This is a genomic window from Pseudomonas sp. L5B5, from assembly GCF_020520285.1.
Classification (GTDB): Bacteria; Pseudomonadota; Gammaproteobacteria; order Pseudomonadales; family Pseudomonadaceae; genus Aquipseudomonas.
This window is the reverse complement of sequence record NZ_CP084742.1, coordinates 1,057,020-1,079,131: the sequence shown is the minus strand read 5'-3', so window position 1 is coordinate 1,079,131 and position 22,112 is coordinate 1,057,020. Positions and strand designations below refer to the sequence as shown.

Sequence of the window (22,112 nt, the reverse complement as noted above, 5' to 3'; positions counted from 1 at the left end):
CGAACGCCTGCGCACCCGCGCAGCCAAAGCGGTAAGAACATGGATATGAGAATCCGGCAATGACGCAGATTTTCAGGCGCTCGGCCGACACCTGGCTGCGCGTAGGACTGTTGCTGCTGATCGCCGGGCTCTCGGGAGGTTTGCTTGTGGCGTTGACTCTGGACAGCACCGACTACCGCACCGGCCGTAACTGGGCGGTCGAGCAGCCATTGCCCTTCAGCCACGCCCACCATGCGGGCGAACTCAAGATCGACTGCCGTTATTGCCACAGCGCGGTGCAGTCCTCCGCGATGGCCAGCATGCCGCCCACTGAAACCTGCATGAGTTGTCATTCCCAGGTATGGACACAAGCCGATGTGCTGGAGCCGTTGCGCAAGAGCCTGCGTGAGCTTGAGCCCTTGCATTGGCAACGCGTCGCCAAGCTGCCGGACTACGTGTATTTCCATCACGGCGTACATGTGAACGTCGGCGTCGGCTGCAGTGAATGCCATGGTCAGGTCGACCGCATGCAACTGATGTTCAAGGCGCAACCGCTGAACATGGGCCAGTGCCTGGCCTGTCACCGTGACCCGGCGCCCCATCTGCGTCCCTTGGGGCAGGTCACCAATATGCAGTGGAAGCCTTCCGAGGACCGTCGCCAATTGGGTGAGCGCCTGATGACCGCGCGGCACATCGATACCCGGGGCCTTACCGACTGCGGGACGTGCCACCGATGAGTAAGCCGCTGGACTTCTCCGTTTTGCGTGAACAACTGGCCGGACTTGAGGGGCAGGCTTATTGGCGCGGGCTTGAGGCGCTTGCCGAGTCCCCTGACGCTCAAGCACTGATAGAAGCGGAATTTGCAGGTGTGGCGCCTCTGATGGATCGACGGCGTTTCCTGCAGTTGATGGCGGCGTCTATCGCCATGGCGGGACTGGCCGCCTGTGGCAAGACCCCGGAACAGGCGGTGACGGCGGTCAGTCAGCCGGTCAACCTGACGCCAGGCGTGCCGGCCTGGTACGCCACCGCCATCCCGTTTGTCGGTGTTGCCCAGCCCGTGTTGGGCAAGACCGTTGCAGGCAGACCGATCAAGCTTGAAGGCAACCCGGACCATCCCGTCTCGAGCGGCGCCTGCGATGCTTTTACTCAAGCGGCGATCCTGCAACTCTATGATCCGGACCGTTCCCAGGCGCCGCGTTTCAAAGGCCGCGAAGCCAGTTGGCCGGATGTGCGCGCGGCGTTGGCCCATGAGCAGCAGGTGTTGGACAGCGCTCGTGGCAAGGGCTTGCACATCGTCTGCGGGGCCAGCAGTTCACCGACCCTCAAGCGCCAGCTCGACCAGTTGCAACAACGCTGGCCTGAGGCGCGCCTGTACCATGGCGAAGCCTTTGCCGAGACGGCCGCCCTGCGAGCCAGCGAACGCGCGTTCGGTCAGCCATTGGCCGCGCAGGTTCATCTGGAACAGGCCGAGGTTCTGGTGTGCCTGGAATATGACCCGCTGGGCAGCGGTCCGTATCAGACGGTGCTCCAGCGCGGCTGGGCTGAACGCCGCCGCCAGGCAGCGAACGGTGAGGGCGCCGCGTTGGTGTTCGTGGCTGAAAGTGTTCCGAGCCTCACCGGCGCTGCCGCCACCGCGCGCTTGCCCACGGCGCCGTCGCAGTTGCCCGGCCTGCTGCTTGCGCTGGGCCAGGCGCTGGGCCAGGACCTGCCCGGAACGCCGCGCCTGAACTCGGCGCAACGGCAGTGGGTGCAGGACGCCGTCGCTGCGCTCAAGGCCCACCCTGGGCGCGGCCTGATCGGTATCAGCCAGCAGGCGTCCGAGGCGTTGCAGGCGCAGGTCATGCAGCTTAACCAGCGCTTGGGGCACGCAGGCCGAGCGTTGGACTGGCAGGTGCCGAGGTTATTGGGTTACGAGCCGAATCAATCGTGGGGTTCGCTTGCGCAACTGAGTCAGGAAGCAGTGACTCATTTGCTGATACTCGACTGCAACCCAGTGCTAAATGCCTACATGCAAGATGTGCTGCCCCAGGCGCCATTTCGCTTGCATGCAGGGCTCTACTACGACGAAAGCGCCGCGCAGTGCCATTGGCACCTGCCGCTCAATCACGCCCTGGACGGTTGGAGCGATGGCCGCGCGGCGGACGGCAGTGTCTGCATCGTCCAGCCGCTGATCGAACCGATGTATTCGACGCGCACCTTGCATCAGGTCCTCGAGTTGCTGATGCACTCAACCGAGGCCGATGCCTTGGCGCTGGTGCGCGCAACCTGGGCGCATATCGCGCAGCAACAATGGCGCGAGGCATTGGCCAATGGCTGGATTGAACCGGCCCCAGCGCCAGTCAAGGTGGAGGAAATGACGCCAATTACCCTCGCGGCGGCCGACGTCGGCGAAGGATTAGAGGCCGTAATCCGCCCCGACCCGACCGTGTGGGACGGGCGTTTCGCCAACTCCGGCTGGCTGCAGGAATTGCCCAAGCCCATCAGCACCCTGACTTGGACCAATGTGATCGGGCTTTCGCCACACCTGGCCGAACAGTTGGGCGTGAGCAACGGCGACGGTATAGAGGTAACACTGGCGGAGCAGACCGTGCGCGGACCGGCCTGGGTTGAACCCGGGCAGGCCGACCAGGTCATTGCCTTATACACCGGCTACGGTCGCAGCCACGCCGGGCGCGTCGGTGATGGCCTGGGTTACGCGGTGAGGCCCACTGAGCAATTCTCCGTCAGTGCCTCCCTACGAAGCACCGGCGAGCACTTTCTCTTGGCGGCCACCCAGTCACATCACCGGTTGCCGGAAGCGCAGGAACCGCCCATCCGTGTGGTCTCACGCGCCAAACCACAACTCGCGACCCAGGCCATTCCCGCGTCGCTCTACAGCCCGGTGGCCGACAGCGGCCCGCAGTGGGGCATGGTCATTGATCTGGACCTGTGCACCGGCTGCAATGCCTGTGTGGTGGCCTGTCAGGCCGAGAACAATATTGCTGTGGTCGGCGCCGAGCAGGTCGGCCAGGGGCGCAGCATGCACTGGCTGCGCATCGACCATTATTACCAGGGGCCGTTGGAGGCCCCGCGTTCGCGCTTCCAGCCATTGCCCTGCATGCACTGCGAGCAGGCGCCCTGCGAAACCGGCTGCCCGGTCAACGCCACCGTGCATAGCCGCGATGGCTTGAACCAGATGGTCTACAACCGCTGCATAGGCACACGCACGTGCGCCTCTTACTGCCCGTACAAAGTGCGACGCTTCAATTGGCTGGACTGGAGCGCCGACGCCGCGCCGTCGATTCAGGCCCAACGCAACCCCGAGGTGACGGTACGCTCCCGCGGCGTGATGGAGAAATGCACGTACTGCATCCAACGCATCAGCAACGCCCGCACGGACGACAAGCAACACGGCGACGATTTCGACCCCTCTGCGGTGATCACCGCTTGCCAGCAAACCTGCCCCAGCCAGGCCATCCAGTTTGGCGACATCAACGCCCCCGCCAGCGCTGTCAGCCTCGCACGCCGTGATCCCCGCCATTACCGCTTGCTGGAAGCCCTCGGCACCCGGCCGCGCACCAGTTACCTGGCGCGCATCGAGGAGGAGGGCGCCGGCGATGAAGGCTGAGCCGCTGCTGCACGCCACCGGGCATTTCCTGCCAAAGGATTTGAGCGACCAGCAGGTGTCGCGGCAGGTGTTCGGGCCATTGCAGCAGTTCCCCCGGCGCGTTGCCTGGCGCTGGATGTTCGGTGTCGGCCTGGTGTTGTTGCTGGTGTACCTGGGCTCGGTCGTCGTGCTGCTGGGCAATGGCGTGGGCATGTGGGGCAATAATCAGCCGGTGCATTGGGGATTTGGCATCCTCAACTACATCTGGTGGCTGGGGATCGGCCACGCGGGCACCTTTATCTCGGCCTTGCTGTTGCTGATCGAGCGGCCCTGGCGTCATACCCTCAACCGGCTGGCGGAGCTGATGACGCTGATGGCGGTGATCTGCGCCGCGCTATACCCGATCCTGCACCTGGGCCGTCCCTGGCTGTTCTACTGGACCATGCCCTACCCGAATGAAATGGGCTTATGGCCGCAATTCAAAAGCCCGACGGCCTGGGACATGTTTGCGATCCTGTCGTACCTCACGGTGTCGGTGCTGTTCCTGATGGTGGGCGCCATTCCGGATTTTGCTAGCGCCCGTGACCGGGCCAGCACGCCGCTGCGCCAGACGGTCTATGGCTTGCTGGCGCTCGGCTGGCGTGGGTCGCAACGGCATTGGGCGCTGTGGCGGCGCACCACGCGGGTGCTGGCGATCCTCGCGATACCGCTGGTGTTTGCGGTGTCGAGCGGCTATTCGTTTTTGCTGACCATGGGCACTCAGAGCGGTTGGCATTCAACCCTGTTTCCCGCCTATTTTGTGGCCGGGGCGGTGTTTTCCGGGTTCGCCCTGGTGGCGCTGCTGGCGATTGCCGTGCGCTGGTTGCTGTGCATCCAAAGCCTGATCACCCCACGCCATCTGGACATGCTCGGGCGCCTGTTGCTGGCCACCGGCTGGATGACCACCTATGGGTACCTGGCCGATCTGTTCATGCCGTTCTACAGCGGTGACGCTCATGAAATCGAGGTATTGCTTGCGCGCATCAGCGGCGCGCATGCCTGGAGTTTCTGGTTGGCGATCGTCTGCAATGTCGGGGTGCTCCAGGCGCTCTGGTGGCGAAACGTGCGCCAAAGCCCGCCGCGATTGGCACTGGTGGCGCTGGCCGTACTGGTGGGGATGTGGGCCGAGCGTTTCATGCTGCTGATCCCGCCGCAGATGCGTGATCTGCTGGTTTCCAGCTGGGGCGATTTCACGCCGTCCCTGTGGGACTGGACGCTGTTTATCGGCAGCTTCGGGGTGTTTCTGGTGCCCTATAGCCTGTTTCTGCGCTATGTGCCGATGGTCTCCGCGTTCGAGGTCAAGCAGGCGCTGCATCAGGAGCGCGGCGATGGCTGAGTGCCTGGGTTTACTCGCGCGGTTCCCGGCGCCCCAGCCCCTGGTGGATGCCGCCGTGTGCGCGTGGGACCTGGGTTATCGGCGGCTGGATGCCTTCGCGCCGTTTGCGCTGGAAGCCTTGGAGCCGGTATTGGCGGTCGACGCCAGGCGAGTAGGGCGCATGGCCTGCCTGGGCGCCGGACTGGGCATCGTCCTGGCGCTGGTGATGCAGATCGGTTCGGTGTGGGCCTATCCCTTGAACATCGGCGGGCGACCCTTGGTGGCGTTGCCTTCATTCGCCGTGGTGACGTTTCTGTTTGCCGTGGTGTTTGCAGCTATGGCAGCCGTGTTGACGTTGTTGCTGTGCAGTCGTCTGCCGCGCTTGCATCATCCGTTGTTCGGCGTCGAGGGGTTTGAAGGGGCCAGCGATGATGGGTTCTTCTTGTTTATCGATGCGCGCGACCCGCTGTTTGACGCACACCAGACCCACGCCTGGCTGGCCGAACGCGCGCAGAGCGTGCAGCAAGTGGCGCCATGAATGCCTGGCCATGGGCATTGAGCCTGGTGCTGCTGTGCAGCGGCTGTGATGACATGTCACGCCAGGCCAAGGTACTCGAACAGCGCGCCGGCGCGTTGTTTGGCAATGGCCTCAGCAGTCGCCAGCCTCCCGCCGGCAGTGTGGCGCGCGGGCAACTGCAACGTGAAGCGCTTGCCCGCCAACGGCCGGCCCTGAGTGCGGACTTGCTGACACGTGGCGAGGCGGGCTATCAAACATTCTGCACGCCGTGCCATGGCCTGAGCGGGCTCGGCGATGGGCTGGTGGTGGGCCGTGGTTTTCCGGCACCGCCGTCGTTTATCGAACCGCGGTTGCTGAACGCCTCCGATGACCAATTGATGCAGGTGATTGCCGACGGACGAGGCTTGATGTACGGCTACGCGTCGCGCATTCAGCCCGATGAGCGCTGGGCGATTGTCGCCCACTTGCGTGTGCTGCAGTTGAGCCAGCACGCCAACCTGCAAACGCTGCCGCCGACTGTGCGCCAGGCCTTCGAGGAGTCCGGCCAATGAGCCGGTGGTGGCTACTGGCTGCCGCCATCTGCCTTGGCGTGCTTGGTGTCTGGCAGCCTGCCTGGGTCGGTGCGGGCGTCCTGGCGGCAGCGGTCAATGGCAGCAATGTCGCGCTGGGTTGCCTGCTGCTGGCGTTGTTGACGCGTCTGGTCAGCGGTCGCTGGCAGCCGTTGCTGGATCCCGGCAGCCGCTTGGGTGCAAGCGCCGTGCTGATGATCATCCCGATGCTGTTGCCGGTGCTGGTCACGATGCCCTGGGTGTACCCCTGGTTCGATCAGGCGGCTCCGGGTTTTCGTGGCCTGTGGTTATCGCCGTGGTTTTTTGTGTTACGCACTCTGGTGTACGGCGGGCTTGCCTGGGTGTTGCACGGCTGGGTGGGTAAGCGCAGTGCGGCGGGGTTGATCCTGTACGCGCTGGTGGCGAGCCTGGCCGCCGTGGACTGGCTGATGTCGTTGCAGGCGGGGTTTGTCTCCAGCGTGTTCGGCCTGTTGTTGATTGCCCGGCAACTGCTCGACGGCCTGGCCTTCGCCGGGCTGTGTGTGTTGTGCTGGAACGTGGTGCTGCTGCCCGCACGCCAGTGTGTGCTGTTGCGCGGTCTGCTGGTAAGCGCCTTGGCGTTCTGGATCTACGTGCAGTTCATGCAGTACCTGATTATCTGGTCGGTGGACCTGGCGCATGAAACAGACTGGTACCGCGTGCGCGAGACGGGTGGGTGGGGCGCACTGACGGCGCTGTTGGTCGCCGGGCAACTGGTGTGCCTGGTGGTACTCGCGTCGCCATGGGGCGGGCGAATGAATGTGTTGACGTGGGGCTGTGCGGCGATCTTGTTGTCGGGGGTTGTCGAGTCGATGTGGATCAGCCTGCCGTCGATTTTTCCCGACGCTACCCTTGGCATGCTCCTCACCGCGGTGCTGTGCCAGGGGGTATATGCTGCGGGCTTGTTTGCCGTGTGGCGGCGGCAGTGGCAAAGGAGGCGCCATGACCGCTGAATACCAGCCCAACGATTTTGACGGTAAAAAAGCTGCCCGGGTAATGGTGCTGCTGGGAGTGGCCGTAACCCTGAGCCTGGGCGGCCTGGCCTGGTTGTTGAGCGGCTACCGTCAACAGGTGCAACAACCGCCGATGAGCACACTGGAACACCAGCGCCTATTGCCCCCTGAGCCGCGTCTACAAGCTGATCCCCGGCAGGCGGGTGAGCGGCAACTGGCCCGCCAGCGTCTGCACCTGGACAGTTATGGCTGGGTCGACCGTGAGCATCACATCGTGCACCTGCCCTTGGCACAGGCCCGGCAATTGCTGCTGGAGCGAGGCTGGCCTGATGAGCATTGAGCGCCTGCTGCTGGTCGTCGCACTGGTGTGCTGTTGGCTGCCGCAAGCGGGCGCCGCGCAGCCATTCGACCCCTTTACCGCCGCCGGAATCGACACGGCGCACGTCGGCCGTTCCTTGGCGCTCGACAGTCGCTTCACCGACCAACAGGGCCGCTCGGTGCGTCTGGGCGACCTGCTCAAGGGCCAGCCCACATTGCTGGTGCCGTTGTACTACCGTTGCCCGAATGTCTGCGGGGCGGCGCTCTCGACCCTGTTCAGCCAACTGGTCAACCAGCCTTATCTCCTGGGCCGTGACTTCCAGGTGATCGCCTTCAGTTTCGACCCCCGCGAAGATGTCAGCGCCGCCCGGGAAGAGTTGGCCAAGCTCAGCCAGCACTGGCCAGCACTGGCTGACGAACCTGGCGTGCATCTGCTGACTGGCGATGCGTCGGCCAGCCAGGCCCTGGCGGACTCGATCGGCTTCGGCTATCGCTTCGACCCGCAACAGCAGCAATACGCCCACAGCTCGACAGTCGCGGTGGTAACGGGTGACGGGCGCCTGTCGCGCTGGCTCTACGGCCTGGGCTATCAGCCCAGCGACCTGCGCCTGGCATTGACCGAGGCCGGGCAGGGCAAGTTGGGGGCCATCAAGGAACAACTGTTATTGCTGTGCTACCACTACGACCCGCAGAGCGGCACCTACAGCAGCCGGATCATTCTGCTGCTGCAAGTGGCAGGCGTGGCCACGGTGCTGGTGCTCGGCCTGCTGATTTTGCGGGCGGTGCGGCGCGAACGTCGGGAGGCGCGATGAACGAACACTTTCTGCGCCTTTGGCCGGCACAAGCCTCGGACTACGCGGTGTCGGTTGATTGGCTGGTGATCGGCTTCGCCGCCATGATGGCGCTGTTCGTGGTGCCGGTGTTCGTCGCGCTCTGGGTGTTTATCTGGCGCTATCGGCGGGGCCGTCCCGCCGACCGCGACCATCGCCCGCAAAGTAATCTGCCTATCGAGCTGGCCTGGATCATCCTGCCGTTCATAGGTTCGCTGGTGGTCTTCCTGTTGTCGGCGCGGCTGTTTTTCATCGCCCGCACGCCGCCGGAGGATGCGCTGGAAGTGCAGGTCACCGCGCGCCAATGGATGTGGAAATTCCAGCACCAGGGCGGTCAGCGGGAGATCAACACCCTGCACGTGCCGGCCCGGCGCCCGGTGAAGTTGACCATGATTTCCGAAGACGTGATCCACAGCCTGTTTTTTCCCAGTCTGCGTATCAAGCAAGACGTGTTGCCGGGGCGCTACAGCATGTTGTGGTTCCAGGCCGAACACAGCGGCACCTACGAGGTGTATTGCGCCGAATACTGCGGCACCGACCACGCGGCAATGCTGGCGCGCCTGGTGGTGCTTAACCCCGCCGATTACGAGCACTGGCTGGCAGACAACGGCAGCAGCGCCGACCTTGCCCGTCAGGGCGAGACCCTGTATCGCCAATACGGTTGCGCCAGTTGCCACGACTCAGGCAACGCGCCGCCGCTGGCCGGTGTGTTCAACCGTTCGGTGCAACTGGCCGACGGCAGCCAGGTAAAAGCTGATGAAGCCTACCTGCGCGACAGCATCCTTTTACCGCAAAAACAGTTGGTAGCCGGCTATCTGCCGATCATGCCGACCTACAGCAATCTGTTGGATGAAGAGGCCGTGCAGCGGCTTGTCGCTTACCTGCGCGAACTTCCGGAGAAACACCAATGAGCCAACCCAGCTATTTGCATGCACAGGGCCTGCGGTCATGGTTGCTGACCCGCGATCACAAACGTATTGCGGTGCTGTACATGCTCACCGTGACCTTCTTTTTCTTTGCCGGGGGGCTGGCGGCGAGTCTGATCCGCATCGAACTGGTCACGCCGGAAGGGGATTTGCTCACCGCCGATGGGTACAACCGCGCGTTTACCCTGCACGGGGTGATCATGGTGTGGTTTTTCCTGATTCCGTCGATTCCGAGCGTGTTCGGCAACTTCCTGGTACCGATCATGATCGGCGCCAAAGACATGGCCTTTCCGCGCCTGAACCTGTTCAGTTGGTACTTGCTGCTGGGTGGCGGCCTGTTCACCTTGCTGGCGCTGCTGCTCGGCGGGGTGGACACCGGCTGGACCTTCTACACGCCGTTGTCGACGATGTTCAGCAACGGCCATGTGGTGGCGGTGATCTGCGGCGTATTCATTGCCGGGTTTTCGTCGATCTTCACCGGCGTCAATATCATCGCCACCGTGAATACCCTGCGTGCGCCGGGCATGACGTGGATGCGCTTGCCGCTGTTCATCTGGTCGATGTACGCCACCTCGATCATTCTGGTGCTGGCCACGCCCGTGCTGGCGATCACCCTGGTGCTGGTGGCCGCCGAGCACCTGTTCAACATCGGTGTGTTCGACCCGAAACTGGGCGGCGACCCGCTGTTGTTCCAGCATCTGTTCTGGTTCTACAGCCACCCGGCGGTGTACATCATGATTCTGCCGGCCATGGGGGTGGTCAGCGAGTTGATCACGGCGGCAGGGCACAAGCGCATTTTCGGCTACCGCTTTATCGCCTGGTCCAGCGTGGCGATTGCGGTGATCGGCTTTCTAGTGTGGGGCCATCATATGTTTGTCGCCGGGCAGTCGATGTATGCCAGCCTGGTGTTCTCATTGTTGAGTTTTCTGGTGGCGATTCCGTCGGCGATCAAGGCCTATAACTGGAGTGCCACGCTGTACAAGAGCGACTTGACCCTGCATGCGCCGTTTCTGTTTGCGCTGACGTTTATCGGGTTATTTATCGTCGGCGGCGTCACCGGGCTGTTCCTCGCGCTGCTGGCCGCCGACCTGCATGCGCATGACACCTATTTTGTGGTCGCGCACTTCCACTACATCATGGTCGGCGCCGCCGTGGCCGGGTACTTCGGGGCCTTGCATTTTTGGTGGCCGAAGATCACCGGCCGTCTTTACTCGCAACTGTGGGGCAAGGTCACCGCGATCCTGATTTTCTGCGGCTTCAACCTGACGTTTTTCCCCCAATTCCTTTTGGGTTACCTGGGCATGCCGCGTCGCTACCACAGTTACGACCCGGACTTTCAGTTCCTCAACGTGATGTCATCGGCCGGCGCATCGATCCTGGCGCTGGCCTACGTGTTGCCGTTTTTCTACCTGCTCGGCTCCCTGCGCTGGGGCGAGCGGGCGCCGATCAATCCCTGGGAGGCGGCCGGGCTGGAGTGGCGCGTGGCTTCGCCGCCGCCGCTGCACAACTTCGAAGCGCCGGTGACGGTGGATTTCGAGGCCTACGATTATTCCCCAGGGGCCCGCCGTGATCCGCTCTGACGAGAGGCCCGCCGACCCGTTCGTGGCCTGGGCCCAGCAACGCGAGGCCGCCCGCCTGGGCATGTGGCTGTTCCTGGCCAGCGAAGCGATGATGTTCGGCAGCCTGATCATGGTGGCGTGGTTCTTTCGGCTGCGTCATCCGAGCGGGGTGGCGGAGGCCGTAGCGGGCCTGCATTACCTGTTGGCGACGGGCAATACAGTCCTGTTGTTGACCAGCAGTTTGTTGATGACCCTGGCCGTCAGCGAGCCGCGCCGGGTGCGCTGGTGTCTGCTGGGTGCGGCCGTATTGGGCGTGTTGTTCCTGGGCTGCAAGGGTGTTGAATACGGCCTGGAGATCCACGAAGGCGTGCTGCCCGGCTTTAGCGATCACTCAACCTGGCAGACGCCGTCGGCGCAGTTGTTCATGAACCTGTACTTCATCACCACGGCGTTGCACGGGCTACATGTGTTGATCGCCGTTGGCCTGGCCCTGTGGCTGTACAGCGCGTTGAAACGCGACCGGTTGGCACCTCATCAGGGCGCGATGCGCCTGGAAATGATCAGCCTGTATTGGCACCTGGTGGACGGGATCTGGATCCTGTTGTTTCCCACTCTCTACCTGGTGGGGCGTTGAGATGAGCAAGGCGGGCGCGTTGAAAGTCTATGGGGCGCTGCTGCTGTTGCTGGCCGTGCAGATACTGTGCGTTCGCTATCAGCCCCGGTTCGGCAGCGTGATCATGCTCGCCGCCGCCGGCCAGTTCCTGCTGTTGTTGCTGTTCTATTTAGGGCTTTACCGGCACCGCGGCTGGGTACGCCTGTTTGGATGGGTGTACCTGCTGTGGTTGCTGGTAATGGTGGTGTTCATCCTGGGTGAGTCGGCGACGCGCTGAGCCGCACCGGCACCGATTTGGCGGCCGGCACCTTGCTGCGTTCAGCGTGGTGCCAGAGCGGCACCAGCGGGTTGCATTCGGGGTAGTACGCCGCGGCGCAGCCTTCGGGAATGTCGTAGGCGATGATTTCGAATGGCCCGACCTGGCGCTTGACCTCCGGTTCGATGGCAGTGGTCAACATCACCTGCGCGCCGGGCATGAAGCCCAGGCGCACGATGTCGTTGCAGTGCATGAAAATCACCTCGCGCGTGCCGCTGACCCCGCGAAAGCGATCGTCATAACCGTAAATGGTGGTGTTGAACTGATCGTTGCTGCGCAGCGTCATCAGTTGCAGGACATCCCGTGCCGGTTGTGCAAGGTTTACGTCGTCATCTTCGGCCAGGGTCACGGGCTTGACGAACTGCGCCTTGCCGCTCGGAGTCAGCCACTCGCGCTGCGCGGCGGCAATTGGGCGATGGAAACCGCCAGGCTCGGCCATACGGCTTTCCATGTCGTGGAAGATCTGCGGGTAGATCTGCCCGATAGCCGTGCGGACCTTGGCGTAGTCGGTGCTCCAGGCCTGCCAATCGATGTTGCAGGGGTGGGAGAGGGTGGCGATGGCCAGCCCGGCGACGATGTTGGCTTCAGCGCGCACGTGTGGGCCGACCGGCTCGCTGCTGCCTCGCCAGCTGTGGATGCATCCGGTGCTGTCTTCGGTGGTGTAGGTTTGCACCACGCCGTCCTGCCGGTCTATTTCGATGCGACCCAGGCATGGCAGCAGCCACTGGTGACGCGCCGGCAGCAAGTGCGTGCGGTTGAGCTTGGTGGCGACTTGTACGTTCAGGTGCAACCCTTGCCAGGCGGGCTCCATGCGTGAGGTGTCCGGAATTGCCCGCAGAAAGTTGCCGCCCAGGCCGACAAAACCGCGCACCTGGCCGCTGAGAATTCCTTCGCACGCATCCACCGTGCACACGCCCATTTTCTCTGGCACCTTGAAGCCGAAGTGCTGCTCGATCAACTCCGCCGGTACTTTTTTCGGGTCTTCGGTAATGCCCACCGTGCGCTGGCCTTGCACATTGGAGTGGCCGCGCACCGGGCAGATCCCGGCACCGGCCTTGCCGATATTGCCGCGCAGCAGCAGCAGGTTGACCAGCATCTGCACGTTGGCCACGCCGTGTCGATGTTGGGTCAGCCCCATGCCGTAGACGAACATCACGCGTTGGCTGTGGGCATACACGGTCGCGGCGGCTTCCAGTGCGCCGCGCGTCAGCCCGCTCTGATGCTCCAGGTGTGCCCAAGTACAGCCACGGACATAGGTGGTGAAAGTTTCGAAGCCTTCGGTGTGGCCGGCGATGAAGTCATAATCGATTACGGCCGGGCTGCCTTGTTCGGTAGCGAGGTCATCCATTTCCAGCAACGCCTTGGCGATACCGGTGATCGCTGCCGTGTCACCGCCGATTGCCACCTGATGGTACTGGGTGCTGATCAAGGTCGAGTCGGGCGTAAGCATTTCCGTGGGGGACTGCGGGTTGACGAAACGCTCCAGGCCGCGTTCGCGCAGGGGGTTGAAGGTGATGATGGGCACATCGCGGCGACGCACGTCCTGCAGTTGATGCAGCATGCGCGGGCTATTGCTGCCGACATTCTGGCCAAAGAAAAACAGGCAATCGGTGTGCTCGAAGTCTGCCAGGGTCACGGTGCCTACCGGCACGCCGATGCTTTCCTGCAACCCTACCGAGGTACTCTCGTGGCACATGTTGGAGCTGTCGGGCAGGTTGTTGGTGCCGTAGGCGCGCGCGAACAACTGGTACATAAACGAGGTTTCCAGCGACGCCCGCCCGGAGGCATAGAACACCACGCTGTCGGGGTCCATGGCTTTGAGTTGGGCGCCGATTTCACGGTAGGCCTCTTCCCAGGAGGTTTCCCGGTAATGATCAGTGTCGGGGTCGTAGCGTAGCGGGTGGGTCAGGCGGCCATGCTGCTCCAGCGCATAGTCGGGCCAGGTACGCAGGTCGCTGAGGCTGTGTTCGGCAAAGAACGCCGGGTCTGTCTTGAGAGACGTTAGTTCCCAGGCGGTGGCCTTGGCGCCGTTCTCACAGAACTCCAGCGCATGGGGATGGCCGGGCTTGGCCCAGGCGCAACTGACGCACGCAAACCCGTCGGGCTTGTTCTGTTTGAACAGCGCGGCGGGCGCCTTGGCCAGCGCTTGTTCGCGCCACAGGATCTGCATCACCGACTTGGCCGAACCCCAACCGCCACAGGCATTGGTATAAGGCTGGAAATGGCTTTTGGGGTAGATAAGCATCAGGCACTCCCGGGTCTTGGCTGAATACAGTTGGGACGGGCCGGTAGACGCAAAGGTTCGAGTGGATTCGTGGGTGGAAGATGCCGTTTGTCAGTGTTGCTCGATATCAAGTGAACCCACGGACATCGGCGGTCCTCCACACCCCTGTGTGCTTTGAACAGACAGCGAGGTGGGTAACATGAAAGCAATCAGGATTGAGCAGTTTGGCGGCCCCGAGGTCATGCGGTTTTGTGACGTCGAGGTGCCGGAGCCTCTGGCAGGCGAGGTGCTGGTCAAGAATTTTTTCGTGGGCATCAACCCTGTGGACTACAAGATTGCGAAGGTCAATACCCGGAGGTCAAGCAGGACAAACTTCCGCTGACCCTCGGTCGTGAAGTCGCCGGCCTGGTAGAAAAAGTCGGGCAGGGCGTCAGCGATTTCAAGAAGGGCGATCGGGTGTTTGCGATGATTGGCGCCGACGGTGGCTATGCCGAGTATTCGCGGGTACCGGCGGTGCATCTGGCGCGTATTCCCCAGTCACTGGATTGGCCGGTTGCGGCCGGCGTACCGCTGGCGGGCCCTGGTGGAGCACGGACAGATCGAGCAGGGGCAGAAGGTGCTGATCCATGGCGGGACCGGCGGGGTGGGCCACTTTGCCGTGCAGTTTGCCAAGGTCAAGGGTGCCGAGGTATACGCCACCGCGTCCACCGAAAGCCTGCCGTTCTTGCGCGAGCTGGGCGTAGACCACGTCATCGACTACAAGACCGAGCGTTTTGAGGACATTTGCAAGGGGTTTGACCTGGTGATTGATTTGATCGGCGGCGATACCCAGGCGTGTTCGTGGCAAGTGCTGGGGGAGGGGGGGCGGCTGGTGTCGACCCTGACGACGCCCGACGCCAGCCACCCGCAGGCTACCGGCAAGACTGGCGCACGGTTTACCGCTGCGCCACGTGGCGAGGAGCTGACAGAGATTGCCGGATTGATCGATGCCGGCAATGTGCAGGTCTATATCGCCAAGGTCTTCGAGCTGGAGGCTGCGGTGCAGGCCCTGGTTTATCTGGCCAATGACCATGTGCACGGCAAGGTCGTGCTGCCTATCAGTGATTGAGGAGGCGTCATGAACGAACCATCCAAACCCCGTACGTCGGGGGATGCCGGGCAAAAGGTGCGTCCCGATACGGCAAAGCGCAACGACAAATCGGAGGACCCGACGGTCGACCGCCCTTGGGAGGCGGACGTCGATCAAGGTGGCGTCGCCCCTGGCGGGCCTTCAAAAGACCCTGAGTCAGGGGCGTGATACCTGGCCGGGCGTCAGCCCTGTTTTCGACAGGGCTGGCAGCTACTTTCGCTTGGCGCGGTGAATGCGCATCCACTCTTGGTAAGCGGCGGTGCGTTGCGCATCTGCGACTTTCTTAGCTTCGATAAAGCGCGCCCACGTCTGCGCATCGCCGCTGTAGGACTCGATGATGTTGTACGCTCGCGCATCCAGTCGGTCGGCTTCGAAAAACATCTCGTTATTTCGCGCGACTTCATCATCCCGTGCTTGCTTATTGGTATAACCAAGTGCCTGGCTGTTCATCATGTAAGACCCTCCGCCCATTGAACCTGTGTCGCGCCGCTCCAGCGAACATGGGTAATGCCGTATTTTTCCGCCATAGGTTTAGAGACTCGCTTGAGGGTGTGTTGGCCAAATCTGGGTATGACGGCGACACCTGCATCGCAGCTGGCCCAATGCCAAGCCTCGGCATTGTTCATTTGCGATGCGCGCACGATGAAGGACTTCGGTTCACCGTGAAGCTGATACTCGATAGTAAATAGATTGTTTTGTTTCATGAGGCCTCCCTATGCTCATGAATTACAGATATTTGACGTCAAGGAAAATTCAGAAAAGTTGTCCGACAATTCGATGGGTGAGCGCCGGCGCTTATCACCCCTCAATCATCTACTGTAAACGTAACCCACCCGGGCGCATTCGTGGGCCGCTCTATATCGACGATGACGCCACTCACGGTGGAGCCATCGGGCAAATTGACCGCGACAAAGTTGGGATTGCCCGGACAATCCAGGGGCTTGTCGAAGTCCAAGCGCGCAATGGTCGGTTTTCCACTGCTGCTCATTTGGATGTTTACTGAATCATTCAAGCGTTCATCTGATAGTGTTCCCAAATGGCGCGAAGCAGTAATCACACTGGCAATACCTTGGAAGTCGTAAGACATGCTGATTTACCTCATTTAAACGGGGCGGCTGCCCCCGATTTCAGTTATGCGGCTTGTTGTTTGCCGATTGCTTGCGCGCAATGACCACACCGGCGAGTAACAGCACTGCGCTTGCTGCAACCAACCAATAAGGCGAACGGCGTGTTTGCCGCCACCCGCCTTCAATGCGGCGCTCACCGCTGGCGGGTGTAAACAGGTTGCCCGACGAAGTCGCTGAGTGAGGAGCCCGTTGCAAGGCGGTGCGGGTGAGCCAGCCTGATACCTGGGGAAAGGCTGGCAGCAACAAATGCGCGATTCGAGCGATGGTTGCGGCGGCCCCCACAGTCGTGCTGTTCCTCGGTTGCAGCGCGCAAGCGACCATCGCCCGCGCCACCTGACGCGGATCATAGACGGGTGGCGGCGGCGTCAATGCGTGGCCGGTAAAATTTGCGCCATCGCGAAAGCCCGGTGTATCCATCACGGCGGGATAGATGTCGCACACGTGGATATTCGGGTAGCCGACCAATTCGCCGCGCAGTGCTTCGGTCAAGCCACGCAGGCCATATTTACTGGCTGAATACGCGGCAGCAAAAGGCTGGGCGACCCAGCTTCCCAGCGAGAGTGTATTGATCAGAATCCCGCTTTTTTGAGCTTTGAAATAGGGCCACGCCACGTGGGCGCCACGCAAGTAACCGAGCAGGTCCGTTTGCAGCACTTGTTCGTGTGCTTCCAAGGGCGTGTTTTCGAAGCTGCCGACGGCCCCTACACCGGCGTTATTGATCCAGATATCGATACGCCCATTTCCGAAGGCTGCAGCCTTTTCCGCCAATGCGTGCATTTGGTCGCCATGTGTCACATCGGTTTTAACCGCGATCGCCTGCGCGCCGCGCACAGCACATTCCTCGACCACTTCTGCCAGCGCCTTTTCATCACGAGCCGCCAAGACCAACCGGGTACTTTGTTCTGCGAATGCGTGAGCAGCAGCACGACCTATGCCGCTTGAGGCGCCGGTGATCACCACCGTTTTGCCGTGTAACTGGCCATTGTTTTTTTCCATTGCAGGTGCGTGTGCAGGCAAATCCTCGGGCACATGAACAGGTATCGGATGGAGTTTCAAACGGGCACCGTCGGCCAGTACGAGGGTAAGGTTTTCGACGGTGCCAGCGACACGGTCCGGGAATACCGGCTCGCCTAAGGCGTCGAGCTCGTCGTAAATAAATGTCTGGCCCTCAAGCCACCCGACAGCCGTCAACAGTTCAGTACCGAGGTAATATTTCCCATCCAGGAAAAAACCGCAAAAGCTCCTTGTTCGCTCCAGGCTCTCTACTGCGTATCGTTCGCCAGGACTCATTCCGGTTGCTGAATCAATCATCATGACATCCTCCTATCTCTGGTCTTGCGATAGAGAAGGGCCAGCAAATGATCGTTCAATCCAAATGACTGAGTGGTGCGTTCAGTGCTGATGGGCCGTTACAGTAGGATCGGTGATCTGAATAACGGTGCCCTGTTGCCATGCGTCCGCACCCGGTGCGATGGGTGGCGCAACTATATCGATGCGTGTCTTCTTCTTTTCGGTGCTGTCGATACCCATCCGCTTATCTCGCTCGGCGACCATCCGAGGGTCGGCCTGGCCATCGGTGGTAAACCCCATCATCAGTTGCGGCGCACCCAGCGGCAGGCGTTTGTTGAGATCGGTATGCCAGGTATGCCAAGTCTTACCGTAGGTATGCACCAGTTTTTCCATCAACGCGTGCTCCGGCACTTCGGGGATTCCCGGCGCGACCAGTTGTCCTGATTTCACTTCGTGCACGTGGCTGTGCCACAGCGCCTTTTCAGGGGTAGGCAGTGAGGTGAATAACTGCTCGCTAATGATGTATTCCACGCCCATCAACTTTGCATCCTTGCGATTGCCGTCGTAGATCACGCATTGAATCACCTCTTCATTGAGAATCGCGCAGTAGTGATGCGCTTCCATCTGCATCTCAGGATGGCCGTTATAAAAGTGAAAACCGTCCAGATAGGCGTTCAATGCATCAACAGGCGCACGAGATTGGAGCAGGGCTGCTCCGGCTTCCAGGGTTCGGGTAGATGGAGCAGTGGGTTTACCGGGTGCCCCCACGTTCGAGGGAGAATCATTGCCAGCGCAGGCGCTTAACAGGGTAAAGGTTGCCGCCAAGGAGCATGACTTGGCCATTCTGGCTGTTTTGGTAATCATTGTCGTAGGTTCCATCCTCTTGCCTTCTCTCAAGCGAAATTTGGGAAAGTCATGTTCAACTCTGTAGACGTTGGAAAACCTGACGCCGTGCACGTTCAAAACACTTTCGCTTGAACATTGATTGATTTGAAAGGTCGTTTTTGGAACAGGGTAATAGCGCAATCGCTCGCGCCCAGGAGCAATTATCATATTTGTCGCCGCTTCTATCGTGGAGTACCTCAAACGCAACCGACTGGTTATTACGACGGCCGAATCTTGTTCCGCGGGAAAAATTATCACTTTGCTTTCGGAGGTCGACGGAGGTGGGTCATGTATTGAGAGTGGTTATGTCGTCTATTCGCCAGAAGCGAAACAGCGGCTATTAAAAGTACGCGCGGGCACCATAAATACTTTTAATCTCACGAGTTGTGAGGTTGCTTGGGAGATGGTTCTCGGGCGCTGGACGACAGTCCGGCAAATGTAGCCATCGCGACCACAGGCATACTCGGTCCGGATATGATCGATGGGATACCTCCTGGAACTGTTTGTTTCGCCTGGGCCTATCGAATAGGGCGGGGTCTGAGCGTGTTCAGTCGAAAGGAACGGTTCATGGGCTCGCGCCAGGAGGTCCAATTGGCGGCATCCCTCCATGCCCTGAAATCATTGCCGCATTTTCACCAGCTAGCGATGGCGGGTGAGGGCACTTAGCGATCTCTGACCCACAGCCTGCGGAAGGCACCTTGATCGCCCGTTACTGGCCCTTCATCAGGAAATGGTAGCTGTTCGATATTCCTCAACTGCGCCGGGGTGGGCGCCTCGCGGCAAATATCCGCATGCTGGCCTGGCGGATAGGCGCCTACTACGAGAAAGTCTTTACTGGCGCTCAGACTGCAATGCCCGGTGCCTGCCGGCAACAGCAACACATCGCCTGTACTCACGTTCAGAACCTGCACTTGCTCGCCACCCAGCATCAGCTGATGCATAGCCGCTTGCGACACCTAGCACTTCGTGCCTCTGTGTATGGTAATGATGATAGCTGTAGATCCCGTCACGCCACTGAGGTGGCCAACCTTGGCTGGCGAACATTGCTTCAAAGAGTGCCGCAGGGTCGTCGAAGGGCTTGGAAAGTGCCTCTGAATAAAAAAGTACGGGCAGGTCCGGGTTATTGGGCACCGTATCACCGCGCTTAAACATAAGCGGTATTGGCGCAGCTGTACCATTCTCAAAGCCGTTCATATGGGATGCGCCATTTGAAATCCGGTTATTGAGCTGACTGCCACGTCCACTGCCCGCCGTCTTTCTCACAATCGATTTTGGCTTGCTTAAGGTCCTGTGCGGCATAGTGATAGGTCACCACCCCAGCGTTGCTGGGAAGCATCGCGCCTGCGTGGCCAGGAACTTTGGCGGTTGCATGAGGATTCGCAAGTGCCTCCTGTGTGAGTGTTGCCTTGCAACTGGCCGTATAGTCGCCGGCGCATTGAGCGATCTTGGTTTTTTTTGTGTTCATCATGTCCTTGTTTTCGTTGCTGCACGACCAATCGATAGCGTCGGAAGGCACGCCTTCGTACGTGTAGCAGGTGTGCTGTTCAACCACGGGTACTTGATCGCTCTGAGAGTGCGTGTAGACATCACACGCCGCAGCCAAGGCGTTTGAAAAGGTAAAGCACAACATCAAAAACATGGGTAGACGCAGGTTCATGATTGTCATCTCCACGCAGCGTTCACACTGTCGGATTCAATTGAATCGACTCATATAGGAGCAAATTCTTTTCTCTTCACAAGTGGGAGGGTGCAACGATAGATAAAGTTTTAACGCTCTGCATATCCCTCGACGAGTGGCGTGCAGCGCTATCCACCAATGCTGAATATGGGGGCTTTGGGGTGATTGTGTTTGAACATTCAGGTCGGCGACGCTCTCACATGGAAATAGGCGAAAAGACAAACCCTGCTCCAAACAGGATGAGCATTATGAGCCACTTACCCCAACGACCCGAGCTCAAAGCTTGGTACAAGGCGTTGAACGACTACGAGTACCGCGCCAATTCTCCGGATGCTTACCACCGTGCTCTGCTGGACGGTGCCAAAGCGCTGTTAAGCGGCGGTGTCATTGATTGGGACCAATGTGAGGAACTCAAAAAGCTGGCTGATTCGGTGCATGCCCAGGCCTTGCTGGAAGCTAAAGCCCACCTGAAGCGTGACCCCTCGGCGTAACAGCAGCGGCAGGCGCAAATTCCAGCTTCTCCCCCATCACGACTAAGGCTATGGGTCGACGTCCAACAGCAGCTCCCCGCTGGGAAGTTTTTCAATGTGGTGCACCACCCCACGGTAGGGGCCGCCCTCCCATTCGAAAGTAAGTGTGTGGGCGTGTTGTAGCTCGCTAGGCCACGGCAGTGCGAGTTGCAGCTGTAATCCAGACGCTTTGGGCATTATGCGTGCTCTACACTCGCTTGCGAGTGGATTCACTCCGAACAGCGTGTCCACTAGGTATTCAATTTTGATTGAATGCATCGTCGCTTCAGTAGAGTTCGGCATATGAATTCCTGTTTATTACCCTACAGATGAACGCCTGGAAGACTGTCTCGATATGACCATTTCTTCCAGTATTTCCCGTATGAGCCTATTGATTCCTGATTCCCCGTGATAGTGGGCGCGATTTATATTGGCGATGGTGAACTGATCAGCATCGTGCGCCGTCACGGTCACCGAAAGGCTGCCGTCGGGATTGAATGCACAGTTAACTGCGCAGTTAGGAAGTCGAGCGGAAAGGGCTGCTTCCACCTCCACTTTGGTTAGCGTGTCCATCAGTTCTCCGGATTAAAAGCCTAAACATGACAAGGCTAGTTCAGAATGCCGCGGCGTAAATACTGGCAGGATAATGGAGCTCCGAAACGTTCCTTTAGATGGAGCTGCTCTCGCTACGATAGATTCTTTAAACCTTCCTTATCCGGGCGGTGTCGACTGCTGGGCACACGTCGCGAGGTAAGGGAGAGAAAATGATAGGGATCGTGATACCTGCTCATAACGAAGAATGCTATATCAGCCAATGCCTTGAGTCCGTACTCCTCGCGGTTGCACACCCGTCGCTAAAAGATCAGTTGGTCGAGATACTTGTCGTCTTGGATGACTGCTCAGATAGCACGGAGGCAATGGTCGCGGCAATGGGCGTACAGTCGATTGGTGTCTCCTTTCAAAACGTGGGTAAGACGAGAGCTGTAGGTACTGAGCAGTTACTGAAAGCTGGTGCACGGTGGCTTGCTTTCACGGATGCCGATACCGTTGTACCACCCGATTGGCTAGCGCGTCAGATTGAGTTTGACGCTGACGCGGTGTGTGGAACAGTTGGGGTCGACAGCTGGAGAGAATACGGCGAGGCGGTTCGCACTCAATACCTGGCGTTGTACCAGTTCATCGAGAACCATCGCCATATCCAAGGGGCCAATCTCGGCTTGAGTGCCGAGGCTTATCAGAACGCTGGTGGGTTCAAGCATTTGATGGCGCACGAGGATGTTCAACTGGTTGCAGACCTCGAGACGATTGGAGCACGTATTATCTGGACAGCCACCAATCCCGTGCTCACCAGTGCACGCCGGGACTACAAGTGCCGGGGTGGATTTGGAGATTATCTGGCTTCCCTTATGCCTCCCAATACCGACAAAGGTGTCGAGCCGTCCATAGGTTCAGATTCTGGCCTCGGGGCTGGGTGACCTGGTGGATCTGATTGATTGGGTGCAATGGCCCGCCATGATAGTGACTGTCATGTCAGCTTGGTATATCGGTTCTCAACAACCGCGCCGACGCATGATTGCCTTTTGGGGGTTTATCCTCAGCAACGCGCTATGGGTTATCTGGGGATGGCACACAAATGCTTTCGGATTGATTGTGCTCGAGTGCATTTTGCTTGGCATGAATGTTCGTGGGTTCAGGAAAAATCAGCGCGGTCGCCAGGCCTCCGAATGAATCG

26 protein-coding genes and 2 pseudogenes are annotated in these 22,112 nt (G+C 60.3%); 19 read left to right on the top strand and 9 right to left on the bottom strand.

Translation table 11 applies throughout. The features are described 5' to 3' along the window. Positions 1 to 59: 59 nt before the first annotated feature. The 12 genes from LGQ10_RS04930 to LGQ10_RS04875 are packed head-to-tail and all read left to right on the top strand — an operon-like array spanning position 60 to position 11,499. Entirely contained in the window at positions 60 to 716 is a 657-nt protein-coding gene (locus LGQ10_RS04930; RefSeq protein WP_226524842.1) for a cytochrome c3 family protein, read from the top strand. Then, positions 713 to 3,586, top strand: coding sequence for a TAT-variant-translocated molybdopterin oxidoreductase (locus tag LGQ10_RS04925; protein ID WP_226524841.1), 2,874 nt, complete (start codon positions 713 to 715; stop codon positions 3,584 to 3,586). The genes LGQ10_RS04930 and LGQ10_RS04925 overlap by 4 nt, the downstream gene beginning before the upstream one ends. Further along, complete coding sequence (nrfD, locus tag LGQ10_RS04920) at positions 3,576 to 4,940, top strand: NrfD/PsrC family molybdoenzyme membrane anchor subunit (protein WP_174395390.1); 1,365 nt, start codon at positions 3,576 to 3,578, stop codon at positions 4,938 to 4,940. The genes LGQ10_RS04925 and nrfD overlap by 11 nt, the downstream gene beginning before the upstream one ends. Continuing rightward, positions 4,933 to 5,457 (top strand): DUF3341 domain-containing protein, encoded by a 525-nt coding sequence (locus LGQ10_RS04915; protein ID WP_033865883.1) that lies wholly within the window; start codon positions 4,933 to 4,935, stop codon positions 5,455 to 5,457. The genes nrfD and LGQ10_RS04915 overlap by 8 nt, the downstream gene beginning before the upstream one ends. After that, positions 5,454 to 5,987: a c-type cytochrome gene (locus tag LGQ10_RS04910; protein ID WP_027616414.1), complete on the top strand. Its 534-nt coding sequence runs from the start codon at positions 5,454 to 5,456 to the stop codon at positions 5,985 to 5,987. The genes LGQ10_RS04915 and LGQ10_RS04910 overlap by 4 nt, the downstream gene beginning before the upstream one ends. Next, a complete protein-coding gene (locus LGQ10_RS04905) occupies positions 5,984 to 6,976 on the top strand; it encodes a hypothetical protein (RefSeq protein WP_051550464.1) in 993 nt (330 codons plus the stop codon). The genes LGQ10_RS04910 and LGQ10_RS04905 overlap by 4 nt, the downstream gene beginning before the upstream one ends. Beyond that, positions 6,966 to 7,316 carry a hypothetical protein gene (locus tag LGQ10_RS04900; RefSeq protein WP_174395391.1) on the top strand — a complete coding sequence of 117 codons (351 nt, stop codon included), beginning with the start codon at positions 6,966 to 6,968 and terminating at the stop codon, positions 7,314 to 7,316. The genes LGQ10_RS04905 and LGQ10_RS04900 overlap by 11 nt, the downstream gene beginning before the upstream one ends. Further along, positions 7,306 to 8,106 (top strand): SCO family protein, encoded by an 801-nt coding sequence (locus tag LGQ10_RS04895; RefSeq protein ID WP_174395392.1) that lies wholly within the window; start codon positions 7,306 to 7,308, stop codon positions 8,104 to 8,106. The genes LGQ10_RS04900 and LGQ10_RS04895 overlap by 11 nt, the downstream gene beginning before the upstream one ends. Then, positions 8,103 to 9,035, top strand: coding sequence for a cytochrome c oxidase subunit II (gene coxB / locus LGQ10_RS04890; protein WP_174395393.1), 933 nt, complete (start codon positions 8,103 to 8,105; stop codon positions 9,033 to 9,035). Before LGQ10_RS04895 ends, coxB begins: the two co-directional genes overlap by 4 nt. Then, positions 9,032 to 10,630, top strand: coding sequence for a cbb3-type cytochrome c oxidase subunit I (locus tag LGQ10_RS04885; protein WP_027616417.1), 1,599 nt, complete (start codon positions 9,032 to 9,034; stop codon positions 10,628 to 10,630). The genes coxB and LGQ10_RS04885 overlap by 4 nt, the downstream gene beginning before the upstream one ends. Then, positions 10,617 to 11,243, top strand: a complete 627-nt coding sequence (locus LGQ10_RS04880; protein ID WP_226524840.1) for a cytochrome c oxidase subunit 3 — start codon at positions 10,617 to 10,619, stop codon at positions 11,241 to 11,243. Before LGQ10_RS04885 ends, LGQ10_RS04880 begins: the two co-directional genes overlap by 14 nt. Position 11,244: 1 nt before the next feature. Further along, the gene (locus LGQ10_RS04875; protein ID WP_027616419.1) at positions 11,245 to 11,499 is read left to right on the top strand and encodes a hypothetical protein; all 255 of its coding nucleotides are present in this window, start codon (positions 11,245 to 11,247) and stop codon (positions 11,497 to 11,499) included. Here LGQ10_RS04875 and LGQ10_RS04870 read toward each other — a convergent pair. Continuing rightward, a complete protein-coding gene (locus LGQ10_RS04870; protein WP_174395395.1) occupies positions 11,471 to 13,783 on the bottom strand; it encodes an FdhF/YdeP family oxidoreductase in 2,313 nt (770 codons plus the stop codon). The genes LGQ10_RS04875 and LGQ10_RS04870 overlap by 29 nt on opposite strands. A 178-nt stretch (positions 13,784 to 13,961) precedes the next feature. On the opposite strand from LGQ10_RS04870, the gene LGQ10_RS04865 reads away from it, so the two are divergent. The 3 genes and pseudogenes from LGQ10_RS04865 (at position 13,962) to LGQ10_RS04855 (ending at position 14,870) form a co-directional block, all read left to right on the top strand. Then, positions 13,962 to 14,144, top strand: coding sequence for a hypothetical protein (locus tag LGQ10_RS04865; protein ID WP_226524839.1), 183 nt, complete (start codon positions 13,962 to 13,964; stop codon positions 14,142 to 14,144). After that, positions 14,141 to 14,236, top strand: a pseudogene (locus LGQ10_RS31500) (alcohol dehydrogenase catalytic domain-containing protein); the annotation flags it as partial. The gene LGQ10_RS04865 and the pseudogene LGQ10_RS31500, both read left to right, overlap by 4 nt. Before the next feature lie 13 nt (positions 14,237 to 14,249). Next, positions 14,250 to 14,870, top strand: a complete 621-nt coding sequence (locus LGQ10_RS04855) for an NADP-dependent oxidoreductase (RefSeq protein WP_226524838.1) — start codon at positions 14,250 to 14,252, stop codon at positions 14,868 to 14,870. A 231-nt stretch (positions 14,871 to 15,101) separates the two neighbouring features. Here LGQ10_RS04855 and LGQ10_RS04850 read toward each other — a convergent pair whose 3' ends face one another. From LGQ10_RS04850 to LGQ10_RS04830, 5 genes are all read right to left on the bottom strand, one after another. Beyond that, entirely contained in the window at positions 15,102 to 15,341 is a 240-nt protein-coding gene (locus LGQ10_RS04850) for a hypothetical protein (RefSeq protein WP_174395468.1), read from the bottom strand. Then, positions 15,341 to 15,595 (bottom strand): DUF6555 family protein, encoded by a 255-nt coding sequence (locus LGQ10_RS04845; RefSeq protein ID WP_174395396.1) that lies wholly within the window; start codon positions 15,593 to 15,595, stop codon positions 15,341 to 15,343. Before LGQ10_RS04845 ends, LGQ10_RS04850 begins: the two co-directional genes overlap by 1 nt. Before the next feature lie 101 nt (positions 15,596 to 15,696). After that, the gene (locus LGQ10_RS04840; protein WP_174395397.1) at positions 15,697 to 15,978 is read right to left on the bottom strand and encodes a hypothetical protein; all 282 of its coding nucleotides are present in this window, start codon (positions 15,976 to 15,978) and stop codon (positions 15,697 to 15,699) included. A gap of 40 nt (positions 15,979 to 16,018) precedes the next feature. Further along, a complete protein-coding gene (locus LGQ10_RS04835; RefSeq protein WP_174395469.1) occupies positions 16,019 to 17,329 on the bottom strand; it encodes an SDR family oxidoreductase in 1,311 nt (436 codons plus the stop codon). Between the two features lie 81 nt (positions 17,330 to 17,410). Then, positions 17,411 to 18,172, bottom strand: coding sequence for an OBAP family protein (locus LGQ10_RS04830; RefSeq protein WP_174395398.1), 762 nt, complete (start codon positions 18,170 to 18,172; stop codon positions 17,411 to 17,413). Between the two features lie 187 nt (positions 18,173 to 18,359). On the opposite strand from LGQ10_RS04830, the pseudogene LGQ10_RS04825 reads away from it, so the two are divergent. Beyond that, positions 18,360 to 18,859, top strand: a pseudogene (locus LGQ10_RS04825) (CinA family protein). Here LGQ10_RS04825 and LGQ10_RS31405 read toward each other — a convergent pair. Beyond that, positions 18,856 to 19,134 (bottom strand): hypothetical protein, encoded by a 279-nt coding sequence (locus tag LGQ10_RS31405; RefSeq protein ID WP_319003943.1) that lies wholly within the window; start codon positions 19,132 to 19,134, stop codon positions 18,856 to 18,858. The pseudogene LGQ10_RS04825 and the gene LGQ10_RS31405 overlap by 4 nt on opposite strands. A gap of 278 nt (positions 19,135 to 19,412) precedes the next feature. Further along, complete coding sequence (locus LGQ10_RS04815) at positions 19,413 to 19,850, bottom strand: hypothetical protein (protein ID WP_138452273.1); 438 nt, start codon at positions 19,848 to 19,850, stop codon at positions 19,413 to 19,415. Positions 19,851 to 20,119: 269 nt separating this feature from the next. On the opposite strand from LGQ10_RS04815, the gene LGQ10_RS04810 reads away from it, so the two are divergent. Further along, a complete protein-coding gene (locus LGQ10_RS04810; protein WP_226524837.1) occupies positions 20,120 to 20,362 on the top strand; it encodes a hypothetical protein in 243 nt (80 codons plus the stop codon). A gap of 336 nt (positions 20,363 to 20,698) precedes the next feature. Here the strand turns inward: LGQ10_RS04810 and LGQ10_RS04805 are convergent, their stop codons facing one another. Then, the gene (locus LGQ10_RS04805) at positions 20,699 to 20,953 is read right to left on the bottom strand and encodes a hypothetical protein (protein WP_083221135.1); all 255 of its coding nucleotides are present in this window, start codon (positions 20,951 to 20,953) and stop codon (positions 20,699 to 20,701) included. 191 nt (positions 20,954 to 21,144) lie between these two features. On the opposite strand from LGQ10_RS04805, the gene LGQ10_RS04800 reads away from it, so the two are divergent. Both LGQ10_RS04800 and LGQ10_RS04795 read left to right on the top strand, forming a co-directional pair. Next, a complete protein-coding gene (locus LGQ10_RS04800) occupies positions 21,145 to 21,855 on the top strand; it encodes a glycosyltransferase (protein WP_174395399.1) in 711 nt (236 codons plus the stop codon). Positions 21,856 to 21,859: 4 nt separating this feature from the next. Beyond that, complete coding sequence (locus LGQ10_RS04795; RefSeq protein ID WP_174395400.1) at positions 21,860 to 22,108, top strand: hypothetical protein; 249 nt, start codon at positions 21,860 to 21,862, stop codon at positions 22,106 to 22,108. The last annotated feature ends 4 nt before the right edge of the window (positions 22,109 to 22,112 follow it).

Bases quoted from the DNA above. Each gene is read 5' to 3' on its own strand.
- LGQ10_RS04930 (WP_226524842.1), top strand. From the start codon at position 60: ATGACGCAGATTTTCAGGCGCTCGGCCGACACCTGGCTGCGCGTAGGA.
- LGQ10_RS04925 (WP_226524841.1), top strand. From the start codon at position 713: ATGAGTAAGCCGCTGGACTTCTCCGTTTTGCGTGAACAACTGGCCGGA.
- nrfD (WP_174395390.1), top strand. From the start codon at position 3,576: ATGAAGGCTGAGCCGCTGCTGCACGCCACCGGGCATTTCCTGCCAAAG.
- LGQ10_RS04915 (WP_033865883.1), top strand. From the start codon at position 4,933: ATGGCTGAGTGCCTGGGTTTACTCGCGCGGTTCCCGGCGCCCCAGCCC.
- LGQ10_RS04910 (WP_027616414.1), top strand. From the start codon at position 5,454: ATGAATGCCTGGCCATGGGCATTGAGCCTGGTGCTGCTGTGCAGCGGC.
- LGQ10_RS04905 (WP_051550464.1), top strand. From the start codon at position 5,984: ATGAGCCGGTGGTGGCTACTGGCTGCCGCCATCTGCCTTGGCGTGCTT.
- LGQ10_RS04900 (WP_174395391.1), top strand. From the start codon at position 6,966: ATGACCGCTGAATACCAGCCCAACGATTTTGACGGTAAAAAAGCTGCC.
- LGQ10_RS04895 (WP_174395392.1), top strand. From the start codon at position 7,306: ATGAGCATTGAGCGCCTGCTGCTGGTCGTCGCACTGGTGTGCTGTTGG.
- coxB (WP_174395393.1), top strand. From the start codon at position 8,103: ATGAACGAACACTTTCTGCGCCTTTGGCCGGCACAAGCCTCGGACTAC.
- LGQ10_RS04885 (WP_027616417.1), top strand. From the start codon at position 9,032: ATGAGCCAACCCAGCTATTTGCATGCACAGGGCCTGCGGTCATGGTTG.
- LGQ10_RS04875 (WP_027616419.1), top strand. From the start codon at position 11,245: ATGAGCAAGGCGGGCGCGTTGAAAGTCTATGGGGCGCTGCTGCTGTTG.
- LGQ10_RS04870 (WP_174395395.1), bottom strand. From the start codon at position 13,783: ATGCTTATCTACCCCAAAAGCCATTTCCAGCCTTATACCAATGCCTGT.
- LGQ10_RS04865 (WP_226524839.1), top strand. From the start codon at position 13,962: ATGAAAGCAATCAGGATTGAGCAGTTTGGCGGCCCCGAGGTCATGCGG.
- LGQ10_RS04855 (WP_226524838.1), top strand. From the start codon at position 14,250: ATGCCGAGTATTCGCGGGTACCGGCGGTGCATCTGGCGCGTATTCCCC.
- LGQ10_RS04850 (WP_174395468.1), bottom strand. From the start codon at position 15,341: ATGAACAGCCAGGCACTTGGTTATACCAATAAGCAAGCACGGGATGAT.
- LGQ10_RS04845 (WP_174395396.1), bottom strand. From the start codon at position 15,595: ATGAAACAAAACAATCTATTTACTATCGAGTATCAGCTTCACGGTGAA.
- LGQ10_RS04840 (WP_174395397.1), bottom strand. From the start codon at position 15,978: ATGTCTTACGACTTCCAAGGTATTGCCAGTGTGATTACTGCTTCGCGC.
- LGQ10_RS04835 (WP_174395469.1), bottom strand. From the start codon at position 17,329: ATGATTGATTCAGCAACCGGAATGAGTCCTGGCGAACGATACGCAGTA.
- LGQ10_RS04830 (WP_174395398.1), bottom strand. From the start codon at position 18,172: ATGATTACCAAAACAGCCAGAATGGCCAAGTCATGCTCCTTGGCGGCA.
- LGQ10_RS31405 (WP_319003943.1), bottom strand. From the start codon at position 19,134: ATGCATCAGCTGATGCTGGGTGGCGAGCAAGTGCAGGTTCTGAACGTG.
- LGQ10_RS04815 (WP_138452273.1), bottom strand. From the start codon at position 19,850: ATGAACCTGCGTCTACCCATGTTTTTGATGTTGTGCTTTACCTTTTCA.
- LGQ10_RS04810 (WP_226524837.1), top strand. From the start codon at position 20,120: ATGAGCCACTTACCCCAACGACCCGAGCTCAAAGCTTGGTACAAGGCG.
- LGQ10_RS04805 (WP_083221135.1), bottom strand. From the start codon at position 20,953: ATGGACACGCTAACCAAAGTGGAGGTGGAAGCAGCCCTTTCCGCTCGA.
- LGQ10_RS04800 (WP_174395399.1), top strand. From the start codon at position 21,145: ATGATAGGGATCGTGATACCTGCTCATAACGAAGAATGCTATATCAGC.